Source organism: Mesonia oceanica (assembly GCF_902499555.1).
Taxonomy (GTDB): Bacteria; Bacteroidota; Bacteroidia; order Flavobacteriales; family Flavobacteriaceae; genus Mesonia; species Mesonia oceanica.
In genome coordinates, this window is the sequence record NZ_CABVMM010000006.1 from 66,296 (window position 1) to 88,243 (window position 21,948).

A 21,948-nucleotide genomic window follows, 5' to 3' on the forward strand; every position below is an offset into this window, starting at 1 on the left:
TGAAATAAAATGAAAGATTTACATAAAACCCTTTATGGTGAAGAAGCCGGCACCAAATTGAACCTATTGAAACAAGGCTTATTAGATATTGAAAAAAAGCATATTTCATATTTTAAATCTAGAAACTCAAAAATTGATTATGATGAGCATGATAGATTACATAATTATTATGGAATGATAAACAACTCTAGTAATATAATATTCGTAATTCATCCCGAATCAGATATTGATGAAACAATAAAGAAAGAATGTTATGAATTATTTATTGATGTATTCAAATGAATTGGTATGAAAAATTTACTCCCGAAGTAAAGGTATCTATTTTAGAAAAGTGGATTACTTTATTAGACAAAAATTTGAATGAACGGTTTTATCAAACTTTTTTAACCAATCATGCGGGCTTGTTTCTTGCCAATGAAAATTGTCATTTGGTTATTGCAAAGTTAAAACTAGGAAGCGAGTTAGAAACAGACTTTGTCACCTTAACTGACGGCTTTAGCAACGGGAACCTGTTTGATCTCATTGAAATAAAACAACCTAATGCTACTTTATTCACTAGACAAGGATTGATTAGTGCAGATTTTAACAAAACTATTCAGCAAATACGAGATTGGAAAAGATGGCTAATAGATAATAAAGCGTGGTTTAAAAAATACCTGCCAACTACAACTACCCGTGTTATTTCAAACAGTCATATAAAGTTTAGAATTATTATTGGGCGTCGTCTTGGCAATCCTTATGAAATAGAAAAGAGAAATCAAATTGCTGATGAGCTCGGTGCAGAAATAAGATCTTTTGATTACTTAACTGACAAGTTTAAGTCAAGAATGTTTTACCCTACCGCTTGGTTATCAGATGAAAATTATATGTATGAAGATGCCTTGGCAAATCCTTTCTATAAAGCTATAACAGACGCAGAATGGAAAAAGTTTTGCACTAGCGATCAAATCTCAACATCTCATTTTTATAGTAAGCATGTAGAAGAAATATTAAGGCATAGAGTTTATTCTAAAATTTCAAAAAATTATTAATCCTAAAATGAACAATTGCATACAAACAACACAAGGGGTTTCTTACCAACTAAGTAAGTATTTAGGCTTTAGAAAAACACCCCAGACCGAGGAAGAAAAAGCGATTTGGAATGCTATAGCGAGATTAGCTAAGTTTATTGGGCAACAGGATCACTATATACACATGCTTCGGTTTAAGCCACTACACAAAGTTTGCAATTCCATCATCATAGCGGTAGTGCTAGATGATTTGTTAGATGATATGAATTCTGATCTATTTAAGGTAAGGTGTTACCTTATTGACTATGATGCCAAGCATACTAGAAGCGTCTAATACATGGAAGAACTCCTTACAAAATACACAAATTACTTTAAAAAACTTAACCGGGGTTATAGTAAAGGTTTAGGGAAAGCCCCACATAAACCTATCTTGTTGCTATCGGTAATGGAGTTAATGGCTAAAGGAGAGATTAGCATCAATAAGATTTTTATTACTGGAGAACTGGTGCTAGCTTTTAAAAACAACTGGCAAAAATTGGTAACCACGGGACATACGCCCAACTTTTCGTTACCTTTTTTTCATTTAAAAAATGAACCTTTTTGGGAGTTGGAGACCCGCCCGGGAATGGAGTTGCCCATTACTAAATCCAGAAGTATTAAAAGCTTCCCCAAACTAAAAGAAACTGTAGCTTTTGCTTGCTTAGAGGAAGGTTTGTTTGCCTTGCTCCTCACCCCCCTCTACCGCCAAATCTTGACCGAAGTCTTGTTGGATACTTATTTCCCCGAAACTAAAGGGAATTTTTCTTTAATGGGAGTGAACGCCACCCAGCAACAACTAGAATACGAACTACTAAACGAACCGGGGGAAATTTACCGGGAACACCTTAAGCAATTAAAAGCCACCTTAAAAGAGAACGAGTTTTTAGAAGAGGTGTTTGTACGGGGAAGTCTATTTAAAAAGACAGTACCTAGAATTTATGAGTATACGTGTTGCATCTCTGGCATGAAAATTAACACCCATGCTAACATTCAAATGGTAGATGCTTGCCATATTCGTCCGTTTAGCCTTTCTAACGACGATACCATCCCCAACGGGATTAGCCTCTCGCCCAACCTGCACCGGGCATTTGATCGGGGCTTAATTTGCATAAATAAGGACTATCGGGTAGAGGTAAGCCCCGACCTTACAGAAAGTGAGTCGGTTTACGGCCTTCGTCAGTTTGATGGGGTGGCAATACGCCTTCCAGAAAAGAAGCGCCATTACCCATCGCCAGAAGGGCTTGCATGGCATCGGGAACAGGTGTTTTTGGGGGAGGGATAGGGTTTTAAAAGTTTATTAAAATCAATTATATTTTTTTTTAAAATCAAAAACTTACAATAAACTATTGATTATTTTAAATGTTGCTGAATTACAAGCAATGAAAGAAACACTTAAACAGATAAAATTGATTTTTTCAAATTACTATCTAGCTACTATAATATGATTAATTCACGTGGAATTAGATGGGAGAATAGAACTAAGGACTACAAACCATGTCACATATTTTAGATAATAAAATTGATTCTGAAGATATGGTTTCCGGTAAAGTGTGAAATTTGGATTTTTTACCATCAATATCATTAGAAGTCAAATACAAAGATTAACATTTACTTAAAAAAATATTGATAATTCCCAAAGATCTAATTCATGTTAAATTAAAAATCTTAAACAATCGGCAGAACAACACCCAATTTATAAATATTCATATAATCGGGTATAGGGTTTTGTTTTAAATCATTACCGGTTATTTTTTCTAAACCTGTTTCCTGATCAGGGTAAATAATTAAACAGTCTATGAGCTTATTATAGTCTTTATCACCATAAAGAGTTTCATAAACCTTTTTAAGACGTGCATAACCACTCACTTGGCGCATATCTTGATTATTTCTGCCATTTAAATAGCTAGGTTTATACTTTGCATCAATCACCATTTTATACGTCTCCGTATTTAGTAAATAATCAAGCTCACTGCCCCTGTTTTTAAATTGAAAAGAAACAGCTGCTCCAAAATGATCTTTGAGCAAACTAAGGGTATAGAATTCGAAAAGCTTACTCATATCTATCCAAAAAGGTGGGATTTCTACTTTCTCTTTAGTTTGCGATTTAATGTTATAGCCATAGCGTTTGATGATATATCTGGCTAATGTTAAAGCCTCATCATATTCTTTAAATAAACTTCCAGATTTTCGTTGAGGCACCTCATTAAGGCTTACTTGTGTAGAAACCTGATTAAAAGCAGGGTTAATATAATTATACAAATCCTTCAGCCCCTTGGCCTCGGTAAGTTTATTAAAACTCGGCAAATAAGCTTTCGATAATTCAAATGCCTTATTTAAAAGCTTATTTTCTGGAGTATTAACACCAAATTCTTCAAATTGACAATAGGTATGTAAGTTTTTATTTTGGGCTAGGTTATGCTTGATGGTCTTTGATATCAGCACTTTTCCTTTTACTCGGCTTTGTAAATTATGTTCAACCTTATAATATGACTTTTTAAGTCCTTTTTTTACAATACTTCTTAAAACACCTAAAAATTCAATTATTAAAAACGGAGTCAAAAAATCCTGATGCTGTTCTATTTCAATTTTAGGCTCTTCCCACTTTACCTCAACAAGCTCCTCTATCTCCTGAGTAACCTCAGGGTGCTTCATACAATGCAGCAACATCTTCAAGTAATCGGTCTGCCTTTCTGTATCATCAATCTTCGGAATTACTTGTATCGGTAATTTATTTGGTATTACCCAATCCACACCGATGTAATAATTGGTTTTAACGGCATACTCTCCAAGCTCTTGATCAATACAATTAATTTCATAGCAATGCTCTAACTGCTCTCTGTTTCGGTGTGTTTTCTTAAAGGTTTTCGAAAAGAACTCCCCTTCTTCAACTTTAAGGAATTCGTGAGTAACGGGAGTGATTTCCTTAAAACCTTCATGTTCTGAAAATTGAAGCATTATACTACTTTGAGATCATTAATATTTTCCTTGGCATCTTCTTGCAGAATACCGTCCTTTACATACTCTAGCAGTATTGGTTTAATTTCATACTTTAGACGCATTTTCAATTCATTGAGTTGTTTTTCATCTTTGTTGTCATCCTCTTTATATTCTTTCAATAAAAAGTAACTGTGTCCTAACTGAATATCTTTGTAATCAAAGTCTGCGGTAAGGTATTTTGAGTTTTTTTTCTTTCCATCAACTGATTCTACAAAAAGTTTAGATACTTCTTCGAATAATTTTTTTGCCTTAGCATTAGCAATAACACCTTCATCGGGTAATACATCTACAAAAGCAAAACGCCTACGTATGGCATAATCGATATGTCCCACACTACGGTCAGCGGTATTCATGGTGCCAATGATATAGAGGTTAGGTGGGATCGTAATTTTATTATCTTCCTCAATCGCATACATACTTTCCACAGCATCGCCTCGGTATTCTAACGCATAAATCAATTCACCCAAGACACTTGGTAAATTTGCTCGGTTGATCTCGTCGATGATGAGAACATAATTTGCTGTCTTATTATTCAACGCATCTTCTGCAAATTTAGCTAGCGATTTATTTTCAGGTTCATATTCGAGACGTCCACTTTCATTGGTATTAATTGTTATACCTCTTACAAAATCTTCGTAGGTATAAGAAGGATGAAATTGAATTATTTTCTTATCACCTTTAGTAACAACTTCATCATTCTCTAATATTAACTTTCCCTTTAAATCAAAATTTTCAAACAAAAAATACATCAACTCATAATTCGTAATATCGGAATTATATTTATGTTTTAAGTCTAAAAAGAATTGCTGGACTTTTTTATTTTTTTCTATATAGTTAAGATTCTTGTATTCTTGTTTAATTAACCTTAAAACGTTATTTAAACAAAATTCACTATTAATAGGAAAATACTTATCTGGATGATATTGATAAAGAACTTTTAGTACAAAGCCTTTACCAATGGGATAGTCATAGACGTTTTCATAAACAATATCCTCTAACAATTTTGCTACTTTTTTCATAGCCTCTGAATTGTCTTCAATATCACGTATAAAGCCATTCTTTTTATATTCTTCATTTTTAGCATCCCAATAAATTTTACCTTTAGTAGCTCTACCAGCATACTTTCCAGTGTGTACTAATTTATATTCAAGCCAATAACAAAAAGTATCATTGCTTTCAATTCCCAATACGTAATCATCTAGTTTCAAATTTGATAATTCTTGCTTCTCAAATTTGTTTAAAAATGCCTTATTAAGGCCATTAACAAACTCACGATGTTCAAGGATATCATCATTAACTTTGTAATTTTCAAAGAAAACTTCAATCTTATGTAGTGCATTAAATTTTATGGTATCCTTTGTCAGCTCATTAGCAATTTTCTTTGCTAGATAGGTCTTTCCGGTACCGGGAGGCCCTTGAAGGATAATTTGTTTTTTGTAATTTAAAAGTTCCACCGTTTTAATCATTTGCATACGTTCTAAAGCTTTATCTACATATTCTTTAATTTTATCATTTCTTAAAGGCTCAATGATTTTCCTGTACGATATACCATCAAAATCAAGAGGAAGCTCATTCAAATTAGAAAGCCACATAACTTTATAATAGTGAGTATTTAACAACTCATTTACTATACCAATAGCTTTAACCTTAGTAAAAGTAATACTGTGACCTTTTCCTTTAGTGGCACTAGATTTCATTACTAAGATGTCCCCTACCCTGATATCTTTGAGATAATTTTCATTTATATGATCTCCTTGATCATATTTTCCATCAAACCAATTTTCATTTTTGATAAACTCTTGAGTACGATCATCAGTGCCCCCAAAACTTGAACCTACTGCCCAGTAATTCATAAACTATTTTATTATTTATTTTGTTAGTATAGAATTTTAAAAATAATTATAAAAAATAGCTTTTAGATGAGGAAACCCGTATTTTAAGTGGTTTATCATTTTTTGTATAGTTTCTTATATTTTATTAAACTTACAGTCAAAACAATCAGCCCAATGGGTTACAACTACAACAAAGAATCCTTTAACAAAGGACAAGCCTTTGAAGATTATGTAGAAGAGGTTTTATTCCCGAAGGAGGGATATGATTTACTCCATAAAACCAACAGCTATCAGCAAAATAGTCAACGCTTTGTAGAAAATTCTAAAAACCCCGATTTTAAGTTTCGGTGTAAGCTCACTGGACAAGAATTTCACGTAGAAGCCAAGTACAGATCGAAACCTTATAAAAATCAGTATGATACTTTAAGTAAGGCGCAAGTCAACAGTTTTCCTGAACTACACTCAACGGAAGTTCCTATTTATATCGTATTAGGCTACGGAGATCAAGCAGAAAATCCTGAATATGTAAGTCTAATTCCGTTTGCTGAACACCAAGAAGAGAAAATAAGTGTTGCCAAAGCGCAGGAGTATCGTATCCCCAAAAAATCCGTCTCCAGTTCATTAATTCATCAGGACAACTCAAAAGAAGCGGCTCATTTAAATAAGCAAGCACCTCATCCACCTAAGGATTCGATCACTAAACGCAAGCAAAAAAGTAAACTCTTATTAGTGGTAAGTATGTTTATCATTTCTTTAAGCATTGCCTCCATCACCTATTTTAAAAATGACCAGGAAGACATTTTAAAAGAGCGGATCACTACCTATTACCAATTAAGTGATGCCAATAATTTACAAGAGCTTTCTAATTATATATCGCCAGAGCTCACCTATTGGTATGGGATAAAGAAGCCTTCTATCAACGAAGTATTAGAAAATATTCGTGAATACCGAGAAAAAAATCCGTATTCTAAGAGCGAGATCGATTGGGATAGTTTTGACATTACCGAAAAACCAACTGGTGATTTTTATGCCACCTATAAGTTAAACTATCAGGTGAAAGGAAAGAAAGCTGAAGATTTTAGGGTTTTTCACCTAAAAGTGCTTACGATTTGGGATGAGGATTTAAAATTAAAAAGCATTAAAGAATTGCATTGATCCCACATCAATGAAATTTGCTTGTGCCAAAAGCGTATCGTAAGCAAATTTTCCACTTTTAATTTCCAAGAGAAAATCGCGGTTGGGACGTTGTACGTTAATTTGTTTTTCTCTGGCAATTTCCAGTGCCATCTAATGGTATAGAGATTATGTATTTATATAATATATAAGGGTTTATAGTATTAGATTACTATTTACAAAAAGTAAACAATTTTGTTTACTAATCTTTTTATACCTACATTTGTATAACAAAAGAAACTATGTTCCCTAAAATAGCTAAAATAAAAGGCATACATCCCGGGTTAATATTACACCGTGAAATCAAGCGCAATAATATTAAAAGCGCTCAATTAGCTACATCTATAGGTGAGCATAAGCAAACCATTAGTGCTATTATACATCAAAAAAGAGGTATTAATCCAGCGTTATCCATTAAGTTGGGAGAGTTCTTTCATATCGAAGAAGACTATTTTATGATGTTACAAGCAGGGTATGAAGTAAAAAGTAAATTGACTGAAAAAAATAAAAGAATACCAAATTTAAACCATATTAGAAAAGTACTATTTTGGGATACCTCATTTGATCAAATAGATTGGAACAAAAACAAACGTGCCATTATCAAAAGAGTTTTAGAACGTGGTAATGATAAAGAAATCAATGAAATCATAAAATTCTACGGAAAAAGAACAGTTTCAAGAATCGTAAAGTCTATTGAACCATCCCGTTTATCTTCATTTCAAAAAAATGCAGAAGACTTTCAACTTATTTAAGTTTTAAATGCCTTTACACCTTCATACCGTTTCCGATTTACTTTGGGAATCTTTAAATACGTTAATGACTATTGAAGAATTTAATAGTTTTAGGTTAGTTGGTGGTACATCATTAAGTTTACTACTAGGGCACAGAGAATCTATAGATATAGATTTATTTACAGATGCAGCATATGGCAGTATTGATTTTGATCGTTTAGAAGAAATTTTAAATAATGTATTTGCTTATGTAGACACCCCAGCTGTTGGTGAAGTTGTATTGGGAAGGTCTTATTTTGTTGGTGAAGATGAACATCATGCAATTAAATTGGATATGTATTATACAGACCCTTTTGTTTTTCCTTTAATACAAGAAGATCATATACGTTTTGCATCTCATGAAGAAATAGCAGCAATGAAGTTTGAAGTGATTGCTAATGGTGGACGTAAAAAGGATTTTTGGGACATCCACGAGCTTTTAGATGTATTTACCTTAGCGCAAATGTTAGACTTCTATGAACAACGAAATCCTTATGGCGCAACAAGAGAAGAGCTTTTAGAACAATGTAAAGACTTTTCTTTAGCTGAAGATGATTTCACACCCAATTGTTATAAAGGCAAAGTTTGGGAACTTATCAAATTAGATATAGAGGAACAAGTGCAAAATCTTATAAGTTCTAAAAATTAAATCCATCAAATTCCACCTCAACCCTATTTGTTGCTTAGGCAAAAAACCGAAGCCTGTATTGAGCTTAGTCGAAATACCTTTTGCTTTGTTCCGCTTTCCCCTATAAGTTTAGCGTTTTTAAGATCTTTAAGGTAGTAGCGGATTGGTAATTAAATTGAAACCGTTTTTTAATAAGTCAACTGCTAAGCTATTTTCCATATCAAAGAGGTTAAAGAAGCTTTCTTGCATATCTGATGGCATCCGCGCGCTTCCATAAAAAAACCCGCTAACTTTTTATAAAGAAAACGGGCTTTTGGCAATATACGTGGGGTAAAATTATTTTAACGCAATAAGGCTAAAATTTTATGGTAAATTTCATTATTCTCATAAACGCCGGTAAAACCTTGTGCTTGTGGCCCATAAGCAAAAACAGGAACCATCGTCGCGGTATGATCGTGTGTGGTAAAATCTCCTTCGATGGTATGATGTTCTAAATTTCCCTGTGGGATGCTAAAGCCTGAAGTTTCATGATCGGCGGTTACAATCACCAATGTTCCGGGATTTTCATCGGCAAATTTTACAGCTTCGGTAATTGCTTTATCAAAATCTATCCCTTCACTTACAATACCTGCGACATCATTAAAATGACCGTAACTATCGATTTGCGCGGCTTCAATCATCGCAAAAAATGGTGTTTCTTTTTGTTTTAAAAACTCAAGACTATGAGCTACTACCTTAGGAAGCTCTTCACCTCGACCATTTAAAGTAGAAGGCACGCCACCGTCGGCCATAAAATAACCAATACGTGCTGCTTTTGCGTTGGCAATAGCTTCTGGAGTGTTTACTAAATTAAATGGCAATTGTTTTTTAAAATATTTAGCTCCGCCACCGGCAAATAAAGTAAGATCACTTTTGTACAAATCTGCAGCGATTTGTTGAGTCATTCCGCGATCTTTTTGATGGGCATAAAAAGCTGCCGGGGTGGCACCGGTAATTTCATCTGTGGTAATTACGGCGGTATTAAAGTTTTTTTCTTGCAAAACTTCGCAAATATTAATGCTTTCCGCTCCTAAATGATCTACTCCAATGGCACGATTATAAGTCTTTTTTCCGATGGCGATGGCAGTTCCTGCAGCCGCAGAATCTGTGGTAAAATCATCTGCTGAAGATGTTTTTATAAAACCTATGTTTTTTAATTGCGTTAACGTAAGTTCTCCTCCATTAGCTAAGGTTGAAGAGGAAATTTGTGAGAGGCCATTGCCATCTCCAATAAGTAAAATAACATTTTTCACCGGTGTTGCTGCTCCATCGTTTTTAAAAGTAGGACGGTATACCTTAGAAAACACTTGGTTCTCATATACCCGATTTGGCAAAGAACTTAAGTAGTTGACACATGCAAACGGCTTGTTGGTATTGATAAAATCTACACCTAAATTATAAAAGGCCTTCCAAGCACTTTTAGAATCTGGTGTTGCCCAAAACCGAAAGGGCTTTTGATAGCGATGAGCCTTCTCTATTACTTGTTTTACGCGTTGAAGGTCTTCGTGCGTAAATCTTCCTTTACCATTCCAAACCGAATAGGCTGAATAATCTAAACTGATCATCCCTACGCGTTCCCACTCACTTGGACTTAAATTCTCTAAGGATTGGTAATCAAATTGAATAAAGGAAGGGTATTTTTTAAAATCTTCAGGTTGGGGTTGGTTACCTGAAATGATAATTTGAATGTCTTGCCCTTCGATTAACTTATTATACTTTTTTAATTGTTTCATTAATGCCTTAAGCGTAGGCTTTGCTGTAGTTTTCAAATCGAGTACTAACTGAAGTGGCTCCTTTTTTAAAACCTTCATTTCTGCAGCTTCTTCTAAAGGCTTTAAATATAAATTCTCAAGCGTACGCTCCGGTACTATTTCTTCTTGGGTATGAGCCACATACAATTCTTTATTTTTATAAAAGAGATCAATTTCTATTGATCTTGCTCCTGCGGCATAGGCCTGCCATAACGGAACTTGTTGCTCATAGTCATTATGAGAATGAATAATGGGTAGTTGTTGAGCATAACTATGATAAACGCTCAATAAAACGATATAGAATAGAATAAAATATACTTTCATATAGAATAGATAAGTAAAAGATGCTACGAATGATAGCGCAGCATCTTTATTACATGAAACAAAAAAAACAAACAATTAAAATTTACCAACCTTGGTTCTGTGGTATTCCGGAACTTTCTATGACTGTTGTTGGTAATGGCCAAACGTGCATAAAAGAGCTATCAAAATCCCTAGCACCCCAAACTTCTTCTACGGTATAATCTGAAGTAGGATCGGTACGGTCGGTGTAAATTCTACCGTGTAATGCTTTTGAATAGGTTTCTTCCGCATCACCCCAACGAATCAAATCAAAATGACGGTTGGCAAATTCACCGGCTAACTCTACTCTACGTTCGTGTTTTAAATCTTCTAACGTTGCTCCGGAAACAGGAGCTAGACCTGCTCGATCACGTACTAAATTTAAAGAAGCATCACCATTTTGCCCTTGCATAATTAAGGCTTCAGCCTTCATTAACAAAATTTCTGCATAGCGCATTAAAGGGACATTATAGATGGTTGAAGGATCATCTCCATTACTATTGATATAGGTACCAATAGGAGATTCCAATCCAAATTCGTACATGTATTTATTAAACTGAAAACCGGAAAGTGAGTTTTCTGAGTAATAGGCTCTGGTTTGCCCAAAGTAAGGAAATTCATCTCCATATTTTAAAATAGTAACTTCTCTACGTACATCTTCTTCTTCAAAAGCTTCATATAATTCTAAGGTGGGTTGGTAATACCCCCATCCATTATACGAGCTCCATCCTTTGTTCTCTAACATCACACCGGGTAAAATACTTCCTCCATTAACCCCAGAGTTTACCGACCAGATGTACTCACTGGTCCAGTTGTTTAAATGACTGTGCAGTAACCGAAAATCTTCTTCGGGTGTATCGGTATCTATTAAAGCCCTTCCAGAACCAGAATTGGTTACTCGATCGCAATAAGTAACTACCTCTGCATATTTACTGCTGTCGTATTGCGCCCAGTATAAATACGTTTTAGCAATGTATGCATAAGCTGCATCTTTGTGAGCCCGACCATAATCTGCCCCAGACATTTCTGTAAAAAGTGGTAATAATTCTGCTGCTGCGTTAAGGTCTTGTACAATTTGCTCATAGTTTTCTTCCACACTTGAAGGACGCTCGTAACTTCCTGCAGGAGCTTCCATATTATCTACGGTAACAATTGGGATCCCGCCGTTTTGACCATCGTCTCCATAGGTATGTGCCAACCAGAAATAATGAAAACCTCTCATAAAATAAGCTTCTCCCAGCATTCTATTTTTTAAGTTTTCATCAATATTCATTTCCGGGACATTTTTTAAAATATCGTTGGCGCGACGAATAACTTTAAAAGCGGCTTCATACATATATTTGGTATAGCCTTCGTCTCCGGTACACACAAAATTTTTAATATTATCGGCATCTGCTTTAATACGACCGGTAATCATATCGTCTGAAGCATTGATGTACCAAAAGAATCCACGAGAAAACATTTCTGATGCTTTCATTTCGTTATATAAACTGTTTACAGCTAATTTGGCATCGTCTTCGGTGTTCCAGAAATTCTCATAAGATACACTTCCTTTAGGCTCTACTTCTGTAAAATCGTCTGAGCAAGAAGTAAACATGAACACAGAAATGGTCGAAAGCGTTATTGCTTTAAGTTTTATATGTTTAATCATAATTTTCTTTTTTTATTTTGTTGACATTAAAAGGATAAGGATAAACCGACTACATACTTAGAAGAAAGTGGGTATTTTCCTATATCTAAACCGTTGTTTCCTACTTCAGGATCCATCCCTTCATAATCGGTAATGGTAAAAATATTATCGGCAGATACGTAGATACGCAAGGAAGAGCCTTCAAAAATACGGTTCATTGCTGTTTTAGGAAGTGTATAACCTAAGGTCACGTTTTTTAAACGTAAGTAAGAGGCATTTTCTAGGTACCAAGTAGAGTTTGTCCCAAAATTAGAGTTATCATCACTAGTTGCTAATCTTGGAATAGCTGAACCTGTGTTTTCAGGACTCCAAGCGCCTAAAACGCGGTTATCCAAATTGTAGCCTTGTAATGAAGCATTGTAAGTAGAATATTTATAAGCATTAAAAGCTTTTACTCCAGCTACTCCTTGAAATAACGTATTTAAATCCCAGTTTTTGTAGTTAAAATTAAAACCGAAACTATACGTGAAGTCCGGTAAATAACTTCCTGAAAATTTACGGTCTTCACTGTTAATTTTCCCATCGTTATTTACATCTTCGAATTTTAAATCTCCCGCTTGTGCATTGGGTTGAATTAAATTCCCGTTATGTGTATAAGCTTCGACCTCTTCTTGAGATTGAAAAATCCCTTGTGCAGGCACTAAGTAATAAGAGTATAAATTTTCTCCTACGGCAGAACGAAAAGGTCTTAAAACCCCTCTCACCTGATCGCTGTGTTGAATATAATCAATCCCGGCACTATTATAGCCGTCTAGGTTAACTAATTCATTATCGATATGACTTACATTTCCAAAGATATTGTAACTAAAATCTTCTACAGATCCCGCATAAGAAAGCGCTAATTCCCAACCGGTATTTTTCACTTCTCCTCCATTTACATCAGCTGCTGCTGTACCTTGGTGTAAATCTGCAAGTCCCGGAATAATCATCCCCTTCGTAGTTTTAGAGAAATAATCTGCTGTTAAGCTAAGTTTATTATTAAATAAACTGGCATCTAAACCTAAATCGAACGATTCTGAAGTTTCCCATTTTAGATTAGGGTTTGACTGTCTTTCTACGTACAAGCCATTGGCATCGTTGGTCCCTTCTTCTCCAAGAACCGCTATGCTATTGGCTAAGGGAACATCGAAAGAATAATAACCTACGGTTTGAATATTGCCTATTTCACCCCAGGAAGCCCTTAACTTTAAATCGTTAATTGTATAGATGTTTTCTATACCCGGTAAATTAGATAAACGTACCGCTCCTGAAACTGAAGGGAAATAATCTGATTGATTTTCTGTAGAAAGCCTAGAAGTTTCATCCCTACGAATACTTGCCGATAGGTAATACGTTTGATCGTAATTATACATAGCTCTACCGATGGCCGAGGTTAACGCATCTTCCCATACATTGGTTTGTGTAGGCCGTAATTCTGAAGCATTACCCATATATTGATTATAACTTTGTTCATTAGCAAAGCCTCTACCTTCTTGATAATAATACTCATAATCGGTATGTTGAGCAGAATAGATTGCTGTAAGATTGATATTATGATTTCCAAAAGAATTTTTATAAGATAATTGGTTATCCCAAATCCAACGATTGGTATCTTCATAACTTTGATACAAGTAATTTTGAGCATTAGACCTCCCTATTTCTGGAATTCTAGGCTTAAATTGCTTGTATTTACTATCGGTTAATGCATAAGAATAATTGGTTTTAAATTTTAACCCATCGATGATATCATAATTCAAATACACATTTGGATTTAAATAATTAACCGGACTAGTAGTTGTTGGTCGCTTTAATAAAGCTACCGGGTTGTAGACATCCCCATAAGCTCCTCCAAAATCTGATAAACGTTCTGGAACTACTCCTTGATAACTTCCATCTTCATTATATACAGAAGCTGCTGCAGGCATATAAATCGCATTAATAATGGCTCCGGAATATCCGCTGTTGGTATTGGTCCCTACGGCTTCTGTTTTAGAAAAGTAAATATTTTCTCCAATACTAATCTTATCAGTCAAATTATAATCAGACTTTACACGAAAAGAATAACGGTCTTTACCGGTACCAATTAAAACTCCATTTACTTTATTGTAACCAAATGAAGTCATGTAATTTGCTTTTTCTGAAGCTCCGCTAATACTCGCATTTACATTATACAAAGCTGCATCTCTAAAAATCTCATCCATCCAGTCTGTTCTGGTAACTGTACCCCATGGGTTTTGTTCCGGATCGTGAGCAGATAACGGAGAAGCTCCTGCATTACCAGCAGCAGTATTATATACAAAGTTATTTTCTTCAGCGTTTAACGGCGTTGGTAAATTGTTTGCTGACTGAAAACCGGTATAAGTATCAATGTTGACACGCATCTTACCTGATTTTCCTTTTTTCGTTTCGATTACAATAACTCCGGAAGATGCTTGTGCTCCATAAATAGCTGCAGAAGCTGCATCTTTTAATACACTTACCGATTCAATATCATTCGGGTTAATGGGTGGACCGTAATAAGGCACACCATCAACTACCCTTAAAGGCTCTTGACCGTTTAAAGTTCCTAAACCTCTAATCGTAATTTTTGGAGATGAAGAAGGGTCTCCCCCGTCTTGGGTTACGGTGACCCCCGGTAAATTTCCTTGTAAAAATTCTGAAAAATTAGACACCGGCCTACTTTGAATATTTTCAATATTTTTTACCGTAGCTACCGCAGAGGTTAAATCTTTTTTCTCTGAAGTACCGTAGCCTATTAATACAATCTCGTTTAATGAGTTAACTTGTTCTACCAATTCTACCCTAAGTTGTGTATTGCCTTCATAAGCTACTTCCTGTGTAGCAAACCCCATATAACTTACCTTTATAGTTCCTACATTTTCTTCTAAACTAAGCGTAAAATTACCGTCAAAATCGGTAAGTACTCCTTGCTGCTGTTGTTCGTTAGGTATAACAGTCACTCCGGGTATGGGCAACCCATCAGATTTAGAAACAACTGTACCATCTACGATGGTTTGAGCCATCACTCCTGATATACTTATCATGCATATCAGCATAAATAGATAAATTTTTTTCATTTAATTAAAAGGTTTTGTTTTGCTGCTAAACTAGATTGAATGGCAGGTTATAGGGTAGATTTTTGTTTCAAAAAAGTGTAGTATTGATGCAAAATACGCCTCTTTTTTAACGTAATACTTGCATTTTAGTTTCAGTAACATTGGGATAACACTAAGCTATTCCCGTGTTAACATGATGCCTATTTATTTTGCTTCATTTTGTAGCTTTTAGGACTAGACCCATAATGCTTTTTAAACATTCTAGAGAAGTATTTAGGATCTTTAAAACCACATTCAAAACTAATTTCAGAAATATTTAAACTGCCTTGAACTAATAATTCTTTCGCCTTTTGGAGCCGTAAATTAATAATGACATCTGAAGGGGATTGTTGGAGCACCTCTTTAAAAACGCGGTAACATTTAGTACGTGAAATTTCTAAAGTAGAAATAAGCTTATCTACATTAAAATCAGGGTTACTTATTTCTTGTCTTATGATTTCTAAGGCTTGTTTTACTAACTTTTGATGAGGATTAATTAAACTCTTCGATTGTGTGGCAGAAGCTAAAAAATCTATCACCTCATTTGAGGCTTTTTGAGGTTGCTGCGAAATAAGAAAGGAGATTTTTTTCTGCAGAAAATTTTTATGAATAGGCAAATAAATCACACTATTTACTCCATAATCTAAAACTAGTTCTTCAATATGAAGGTCTATTTGTTCTGCAATATAAACGCTAGGCAAATGTTTTATACCCGTCTGAGTAATGACTTGCACAAATTCTGAACTTAGTCTGGCATTGTAAATCACCAGCGCCTTTACGTTTATTTGTTGTACGGCCGAAGCTAAGGCTTTCACCTCGTGTTCAAAGACAAGCTGTTCCGGCATTCCTTGTAACAGGTAATTTACAGGTTGCATTTCTTCTTCTTCACAAAATACCAAGATAGAAGCTTGGTGTTTTACTTCTTTATTTTCTAAATGCTTCAATTGTACTACCCCAGAACGCTTTGCTACTTCTTTTACATTCACCACTGGAAGATGAATCGTGAATTGAAATGCAGATTCATTATTAACGATTTTTCCTCCTAAGTCTTTCATTAACGTATGTGCAGCCTTATAATAAGGACTGTATTGAGTAATATTTTCCCATTGATTTTTTAATAATGAAGAAGAACTACTCACACTAAGTTTAATTTCTTGAGTTTCTAAACAGGCAGAAATCGTTAAGGAAGCATTTGCCTCTACATATTTTATTAATTCGTTGCTTAAATATTGAAAAAGCAACTTTATTCGAAGAACATCCACCGCAATTAAATCTGATTCGGTAAGAATATCGAAACTTAAGGTTAATTGACAAACGATACTTTGATTTTGTAATTGCTCATATATTTTTGTGATAAGCGTTTTAAAATGAATTTGGGAAGAGATTACTTCTCCCAATTCTGAAACCTGATCTAGGTAATCCCATTCTGAGATTTTATTTACTAATTTGATCAAGGCTTCATTAATAAGTTGTTTTTGGGAAGATGGTGGCAATTCACCTACATGGGTTAACAAGCCCGATAGTTTTGGCTTAAAACTATTTAGTACAAAGGTTTTAAACTTATCGACCTCAAAGTCACTATTTTTTAATTGATGATGCAAGGCTAAGACCTCTTCTTTTTGGGCATTTAATTGTTGGTTTCGCTCTTCCATAGCTTGATTGGCTTCAAGTAAAGCTAATTTTTGAGTCTCAATCACCGCAGTACGCTCCTTTATTTTTGCTTCCATCTGCGCTTGAATTTGTTTTGACCTTATCTGTTTACGGATCATCAGCATTGCAATAATTGAAAAAACTAAAACAATAGCGATAAAATAAAACACCGTGGTTTTGTAAAATGGAGCTTTAATTTCTACCTGTAATAGCTCATTAACCTCTCCATTTTCACTACCCATCTTGGTAAGAAGTGTATAATTTCCGGCAGCTAAATTTTTATACATGATTTTCTGACCTTGATAGGCTGACCAGTGATCTTCCAAACCTTTTAAGCGGTATTCTATTTTAGGGGTTACTCCTGAAAAATGAACTGGCGTAATCGACACGGTAAAGGTGTTATCTTGAAAAGATTTTGAGATGTGTTTAGAGAAAGATTCTTTACCGTCTACGGTAACATGCAATTTAGGTTTTTGCATTTTATATTGATACGCATCGGGCTGTAAGTAACTAAGTCCGCTAATCCCTCCAAAAAACAACATCCCTTTTACATCTTGGTAAACAGCACCTTCAGAGAATTCTTCTCCTTGCCAACCTTGATCTTTAGGCAACTTGTTTACCAAGTAATTTTCTTTATTGACGGTGGCAATCCCTTTGGTGGTACTTATCCAAATTTTTTTGTTGTTTTCTAGAAGCCCATACACCATATGACTGGGCAAACCATCTTCTTCGGTTAGGTTTTTTATCACTCCTTTTTGAGGATGATACACACTAACCCCTCCTAAAGTGGCAATCCAATAATTACCGGTTTGTTTATCAAAATAAAGTTTATAGATACTGTTTCCTGAAATACCGTTTGCGAGGGTAAGTTGTTTTAAAATCCCTTGCTTTTCTGTAAAAAAAAGAACGCCTTGTTCTTCAGTAGCTAAAACCAGCGTATCTTTATGCTTAATTACGTGCCTAATATGATAATTGTTCAATTTGTCTTGGTGCTCAAAACGCTCAAAGGCATTCGAAGTTAAATTTAACTTGCCAAGACCTCCCCAGCACGCAATCCATAAGGTTGAATGATCTTCGGCAAAGGCATAATTTCTATTATTAGGAAAATTAGGAGTTTTTTCGGCATTAATAAGTTGGTAATCGTTCCCGGTAATTTTTATAAGTCCATTATAAGTTCCTACCCAAAGGGTTCCCTTACTATCGGTATACATGCTTCTAATACGATTCCAATCGGGGTATTCATTGGCCTCTTCAATCTCAAAAGGTAAAAAACATTGCGTTGCTTCGCTATAGTAAAAAATTCCTTTGGTATAGTAGCCTAACCAAATATTGCTTTTATTGTCTTTGGTGATCGCCCGAATGGTTTCGTTAGGTAAATGGGGGAATTTTACCGGGTGCGGAATAATGGTAGTAATCTGCTCTGAACCTGTATAGGCCATACTTATACCGCCATCTTTGTGCGCTAACCAAATATTGCCAAACTCGTCTTGGTAAATTTTTTCGATTTCATTACTGGTAAAACTATAAGGTGAATAGACATCATGGGTATAATGCTCAATAATTTCATTATGAACATTTTGCGGCGTATTAGGAATAATGTATAAACCGTTGCGGCGGGTAGCATACCAAATATTACCTGCATTATCCTTTAAAACATCATTGATAATAAGCTGTGGATAATTTTGTAGCAAAAAGCTTTTTAATACCTCTAACTCATTAGTAATTACAACACGTTCTTTGTCGATTGCTAAAAACTCACCTTCGTTAAAGCTAAACCATTTTTGAGCTATGCTTACAGCTATCTCTCCTGTATTCGTTAAAGCTAGGGCTTGGGGTTGCTGCTGAAAATGAAATTGCTGAAATTTATCATCTCCTAAATAACGAGCTATACTTTTATTATCGGTAAGTACCCAAATGGTATTGTGGTGATCTTTTATAAGAGCAGAAATTATATTTCCGGAAAGACTGGTAGAGTCTTGCACTTCATGCTTATAAACTTTAATGGTATTCCCGTCATAAACATTAAGACCATCCCAAGTGGCGATCCATAAGCGACCGTATTTGTCGCTTACCATATCTTTTACAGAGTTATTGGAAAGTCCTTCTTTTGTAGTAAAAGATTTAAACTTTAATTGTTGAGCCAAAACCAATTGACCCAACAACAAAATGAAAAGAACACTAGTATGTTTTGGTGGGGTTTTCATCAACCCACGAAATTAACATCTAGCTCTATTTAGAAGTTACCTCAACATTAACAAACTTAGCTTTTGTGTTATGAAACATTGCTAAATTATAAAAACATCTATGCTGTCTCATTAGCTACCAAAGCATCTTCATTAGCCAAGGCTTCGTCTTCCTTCTGCTGAAAAGGAACAGAATCTTTTAAACGAATAAATTCTTCTGCTCGCTCCATATCTTCTTCTTCGCCGGTGAAATATGGAAATACATCCATAATCGGAGATTCGGAAATAGCCGGAATACTATATTCGCCCATCGTATCCCGCATCACATGGGTGGTATTTTCAAAAGCTTCTTTAACGTCATTGGCCTGTACCAATAGGTATTGATTGGTTTTCCGCTCTTTACCGCTTTCTTGATCATAGGCAATAAGCGACACTTTTGCTTTGAACCATCGGTCGGCCAATTCAAAAGGATGAATCTCGGCATAATTGGCCACCTTGATATTGGTAATCAAAAGCTCTTCTCCTTCACTGAGGTAAACCGACATTTCTTCGGTAATACGTTTTTCGGCTTCGGTGTAGGAAATCGCATCAACCAAAAAAGGTTCGGTCTTTACTTTTCGGGCTCCGGAAGCCTCATCGGTTTTTCTATATTTTACTTTACATTCATACCAAGTAGCACTCATATCTTTTATTTTTTAAAGCGCCAAAAATAAAGTTTCAATCCTTCCCCACAAGAGCGCAAAAGCAATAGATATCCACAATCGGAAAGCTGATTCTTTAATTTTCTAAGACTAAGCGGGTTAAACAGAACATAAAATTTATAACTCCCCTTGAACCGATTGAAATGATAATTAAAAAGAAACAGGAAGTAATTTTATAAAAGCGATAGCGAGGGTAAAATTGTATCAAGTTCAGTTAGCATTCAGCATTAAGCATTAAGTATTCTGTATTCAGTATTCAGTATTCTGTAAGCTAGACAAAGAAAACAAGAAGCAGATTGTTGAAAATGTCATTTCGAGTGATTTTACAAAAGCAATAGCGAGGAAAAATTTTATCAAGTTCAGTTGACAATATACATTATTCAATATTCAGTATACAATTCAGCATTCAGCATTAAGTATTCTGTATTCTGTATTCTGTATTCTGTATTCTGTATTCTGTAAGCTAGACAAAGAAAACAAGAAGCAGATTGTTGAAAATGTCATTTGGAGTGATTTTACAAAAGCAATAGCGAGGAAAAATTTTATCGAGTTCAGTTGACAATATACATTATTCAATATTCAGTATACAATTCAGCATTTAGCATTCATCATTCAGCGTTCAGCGTTCAGCATTAAGTATTCTGTATTCTGTATTCTGTAAGCTAGACAAAGAAAACAAGAAGCAGATTGTTGAAAATGTCATTTGGAGTGATTTTACAAAAGCAATAGCGAGGAAAAATTTTATCGAGTTCAGTTGACAATATACATTATTCAATATTCAGTATACAATTCAGCGTTCAGCGTTCAGTATACATTATACATTATTCAGTATACAATAGATAGTATTTTCAAGTTCGAGTTCAACTTCCATAGAGCTTGTTAAAGATTTTGTAAAACTACTCTCCACTAAATTATATTATTTAAGTACTTTTACTGCGAATCATGTAAATGATTTATTAATTTTATAAAAATACCCCTAGAAATGCTACAAACCCTAAATATCCAAATTAACGAGCAATCCCGTGTTCCTAAGTATAAACAGATTGTTGACTCTATAATTGCCGATATTTCTAAGGGGAAAATTCAGGTAGGTGAAAAAATACCTTCGATTAATGAATTAAGTGAATTTCTATTGCTTTCCAGGGATACGGTTGAAAAAGCTTATAAACTTTTAAAAGAGAGAAAAATCATTATTTCGGTAAAAGGCAAAGGCTACTACACCGCCAAAACCGATTTAATTTCTAAAGTGAATGTTTTCTTCTTGGTGAATAAACCCAGTACTTATAAAATGATGATTTATAATTCTTTTGTAAATACGATGGGCGTCAATGGGCACGTGAATTTATTTATTTATCACTGTGACCAAACCCTATTTAAACGTTCGTTAGAAAGAAATTTAGGAGCTTATGATTATTATGTGATTATGCCTCATTTTCGGGATGAAAACTCCAACCACGTGAGTTTTACCGACGAGGTACTATCACTACTTGAGCAAATCCCGAAAGACCAACTCATTATTCTGGATAATACCAAACCCAATATTAAAGGGGATTATGGCTCTATATATCAAGATTTTCAAAAAGATATTTACAATGCCTTAAAAGAAGGTCTCGAAAAAATAAGAAAATACGATAAGATTATTTTAGTCTATCCTAGAAAATCGGTGAATCCTTATCCACGTCGAATCCTCCACGGGTTCAAGCAATTTTGTATAGAGAATGACTTTGATTTTGAAGTGCTAGATGAGATCTATGATGATATGGAACTGCAAAGCAAAGATGTGTATGTGACTATTCAGGAACGGGACCTGGTCAATTTAGTACGGCAAGTACGCGCTAAAAAATTAGCATTAGGAAAAGACATCGGTATTATTTCTTATAACGAAACCCCACTGAAAGAACTTTTGGGAATCACCGTTATCAGTACCGACTTTAAAGCCATGGGAGAATCTGCTGCGTATATGGTTTTAAAAAATAAGAAAGAAAAGGTCAAGAACGTTTTTAAGTATATTGAACGTAATTCACTTTAGAAGAATCATCACAGTACAGGATACTTATTAAGTACCTACT

At 34.7% G+C, this 21,948-nt stretch carries 16 protein-coding genes; 8 read left to right on the forward strand and 8 right to left on the reverse strand.

Annotated features, from left to right (window positions below):
• The first annotated feature begins 9 nt into the window (after nucleotides 1–9).
• The 4 genes from FVB9532_RS08470 to FVB9532_RS08485 are packed head-to-tail and all read left to right on the forward strand — an operon-like array spanning nucleotide 10 to nucleotide 2,331.
• The gene (locus tag FVB9532_RS08470; RefSeq protein WP_150544785.1) at nucleotides 10–282 is read left to right on the forward strand and encodes a hypothetical protein; all 273 of its coding nucleotides are present in this window, start codon (nucleotides 10–12) and stop codon (nucleotides 280–282) included.
• A complete protein-coding gene (locus FVB9532_RS08475) occupies nucleotides 279–1,031 on the forward strand; it encodes a Shedu anti-phage system protein SduA domain-containing protein (protein WP_150544786.1) in 753 nt (250 codons plus the stop codon). The genes FVB9532_RS08470 and FVB9532_RS08475 overlap by 4 nt, the downstream gene beginning before the upstream one ends.
• Nucleotides 1,032–1,038: 7 nt before the next feature.
• Nucleotides 1,039–1,344, forward strand: coding sequence for a hypothetical protein (locus FVB9532_RS08480; RefSeq protein WP_150544787.1), 306 nt, complete (start codon nucleotides 1,039–1,041; stop codon nucleotides 1,342–1,344).
• A 3-nt stretch (nucleotides 1,345–1,347) separates the two neighbouring features.
• Nucleotides 1,348–2,331 carry an HNH endonuclease gene (locus tag FVB9532_RS08485; RefSeq protein WP_150544788.1) on the forward strand — a complete coding sequence of 328 codons (984 nt, stop codon included), beginning with the start codon at nucleotides 1,348–1,350 and terminating at the stop codon, nucleotides 2,329–2,331.
• 383 nt (nucleotides 2,332–2,714) lie between these two features.
• Here the strand turns inward: FVB9532_RS08485 and FVB9532_RS08490 are convergent, their stop codons facing one another.
• Complete coding sequence (locus FVB9532_RS08490; protein WP_150544789.1) at nucleotides 2,715–4,004, reverse strand: 5-methylcytosine restriction system specificity protein McrC; 1,290 nt, start codon at nucleotides 4,002–4,004, stop codon at nucleotides 2,715–2,717.
• Complete coding sequence (locus FVB9532_RS08495) at nucleotides 4,004–5,899, reverse strand: AAA family ATPase (RefSeq protein WP_228482275.1); 1,896 nt, start codon at nucleotides 5,897–5,899, stop codon at nucleotides 4,004–4,006. The genes FVB9532_RS08490 and FVB9532_RS08495 overlap by 1 nt, the downstream gene beginning before the upstream one ends.
• Nucleotides 5,900–6,052: 153 nt before the next feature.
• Between FVB9532_RS08495 and FVB9532_RS08500 the strand changes: the two genes are divergently transcribed.
• Complete coding sequence (locus FVB9532_RS08500; protein WP_150544790.1) at nucleotides 6,053–7,033, forward strand: hypothetical protein; 981 nt, start codon at nucleotides 6,053–6,055, stop codon at nucleotides 7,031–7,033.
• Here the strand turns inward: FVB9532_RS08500 and FVB9532_RS08505 are convergent.
• Nucleotides 7,007–7,165 carry a hypothetical protein gene (locus tag FVB9532_RS08505; RefSeq protein ID WP_194716514.1) on the reverse strand — a complete coding sequence of 53 codons (159 nt, stop codon included), beginning with the start codon at nucleotides 7,163–7,165 and terminating at the stop codon, nucleotides 7,007–7,009. The genes FVB9532_RS08500 and FVB9532_RS08505 overlap by 27 nt on opposite strands.
• Nucleotides 7,166–7,293: 128 nt before the next feature.
• Between FVB9532_RS08505 and FVB9532_RS08510 the strand changes: the two genes are divergently transcribed.
• Both FVB9532_RS08510 and FVB9532_RS08515 read left to right on the forward strand, forming a co-directional pair.
• Complete coding sequence (locus FVB9532_RS08510; protein ID WP_150544791.1) at nucleotides 7,294–7,803, forward strand: helix-turn-helix transcriptional regulator; 510 nt, start codon at nucleotides 7,294–7,296, stop codon at nucleotides 7,801–7,803.
• A 7-nt stretch (nucleotides 7,804–7,810) separates the two neighbouring features.
• A complete protein-coding gene (locus FVB9532_RS08515) occupies nucleotides 7,811–8,470 on the forward strand; it encodes a nucleotidyl transferase AbiEii/AbiGii toxin family protein (protein WP_150544792.1) in 660 nt (219 codons plus the stop codon).
• A gap of 320 nt (nucleotides 8,471–8,790) precedes the next feature.
• Here FVB9532_RS08515 and FVB9532_RS08520 read toward each other — a convergent pair whose 3' ends face one another.
• The 5 genes from FVB9532_RS08520 to FVB9532_RS08540 form a co-directional block, all read right to left on the reverse strand.
• On the reverse strand, nucleotides 8,791–10,563 hold the full coding sequence (locus tag FVB9532_RS08520) for an alkaline phosphatase (protein ID WP_150544793.1): 1,773 nt from the start codon (nucleotides 10,561–10,563) through the stop codon (nucleotides 8,791–8,793).
• An 82-nt stretch (nucleotides 10,564–10,645) separates the two neighbouring features.
• Nucleotides 10,646–12,232, reverse strand: coding sequence for a RagB/SusD family nutrient uptake outer membrane protein (locus FVB9532_RS08525; RefSeq protein ID WP_150544794.1), 1,587 nt, complete (start codon nucleotides 12,230–12,232; stop codon nucleotides 10,646–10,648).
• 26 nt (nucleotides 12,233–12,258) lie between these two features.
• Complete coding sequence (locus tag FVB9532_RS08530; RefSeq protein WP_150544795.1) at nucleotides 12,259–15,327, reverse strand: SusC/RagA family TonB-linked outer membrane protein; 3,069 nt, start codon at nucleotides 15,325–15,327, stop codon at nucleotides 12,259–12,261.
• 179 nt (nucleotides 15,328–15,506) lie between these two features.
• Complete coding sequence (locus FVB9532_RS08535) at nucleotides 15,507–19,199, reverse strand: two-component regulator propeller domain-containing protein (protein WP_150544796.1); 3,693 nt, start codon at nucleotides 19,197–19,199, stop codon at nucleotides 15,507–15,509.
• A 98-nt stretch (nucleotides 19,200–19,297) separates the two neighbouring features.
• The gene (locus FVB9532_RS08540; RefSeq protein WP_150544797.1) at nucleotides 19,298–19,861 is read right to left on the reverse strand and encodes a DUF4494 domain-containing protein; all 564 of its coding nucleotides are present in this window, start codon (nucleotides 19,859–19,861) and stop codon (nucleotides 19,298–19,300) included.
• A 1,000-nt stretch (nucleotides 19,862–20,861) separates the two neighbouring features.
• Here FVB9532_RS08540 and FVB9532_RS08545 point away from each other — a divergent pair.
• Entirely contained in the window at nucleotides 20,862–21,908 is a 1,047-nt protein-coding gene (locus tag FVB9532_RS08545; RefSeq protein WP_150544798.1) for a GntR family transcriptional regulator, read from the forward strand.
• Nucleotides 21,909–21,948 lie beyond the last annotated feature (40 nt).

Bases quoted from the DNA above. Each gene is read 5' to 3' on its own strand.
- FVB9532_RS08470 (WP_150544785.1), top strand. From the start codon at position 10: ATGAAAGATTTACATAAAACCCTTTATGGTGAAGAAGCCGGCACCAAA.
- FVB9532_RS08475 (WP_150544786.1), top strand. From the start codon at position 279: ATGAATTGGTATGAAAAATTTACTCCCGAAGTAAAGGTATCTATTTTA.
- FVB9532_RS08480 (WP_150544787.1), top strand. From the start codon at position 1,039: ATGAACAATTGCATACAAACAACACAAGGGGTTTCTTACCAACTAAGT.
- FVB9532_RS08485 (WP_150544788.1), top strand. From the start codon at position 1,348: ATGGAAGAACTCCTTACAAAATACACAAATTACTTTAAAAAACTTAAC.
- FVB9532_RS08490 (WP_150544789.1), bottom strand. From the start codon at position 4,004: ATGCTTCAATTTTCAGAACATGAAGGTTTTAAGGAAATCACTCCCGTT.
- FVB9532_RS08495 (WP_228482275.1), bottom strand. From the start codon at position 5,899: ATGAATTACTGGGCAGTAGGTTCAAGTTTTGGGGGCACTGATGATCGT.
- FVB9532_RS08500 (WP_150544790.1), top strand. From the start codon at position 6,053: ATGGGTTACAACTACAACAAAGAATCCTTTAACAAAGGACAAGCCTTT.
- FVB9532_RS08505 (WP_194716514.1), bottom strand. From the start codon at position 7,165: ATGGCACTGGAAATTGCCAGAGAAAAACAAATTAACGTACAACGTCCC.
- FVB9532_RS08510 (WP_150544791.1), top strand. From the start codon at position 7,294: ATGTTCCCTAAAATAGCTAAAATAAAAGGCATACATCCCGGGTTAATA.
- FVB9532_RS08515 (WP_150544792.1), top strand. From the start codon at position 7,811: ATGCCTTTACACCTTCATACCGTTTCCGATTTACTTTGGGAATCTTTA.
- FVB9532_RS08520 (WP_150544793.1), bottom strand. From the start codon at position 10,563: ATGAAAGTATATTTTATTCTATTCTATATCGTTTTATTGAGCGTTTAT.
- FVB9532_RS08525 (WP_150544794.1), bottom strand. From the start codon at position 12,232: ATGATTAAACATATAAAACTTAAAGCAATAACGCTTTCGACCATTTCT.
- FVB9532_RS08530 (WP_150544795.1), bottom strand. From the start codon at position 15,327: ATGAAAAAAATTTATCTATTTATGCTGATATGCATGATAAGTATATCA.
- FVB9532_RS08535 (WP_150544796.1), bottom strand. From the start codon at position 19,199: ATGAAAACCCCACCAAAACATACTAGTGTTCTTTTCATTTTGTTGTTG.
- FVB9532_RS08540 (WP_150544797.1), bottom strand. From the start codon at position 19,861: ATGAGTGCTACTTGGTATGAATGTAAAGTAAAATATAGAAAAACCGAT.
- FVB9532_RS08545 (WP_150544798.1), top strand. From the start codon at position 20,862: ATGCTACAAACCCTAAATATCCAAATTAACGAGCAATCCCGTGTTCCT.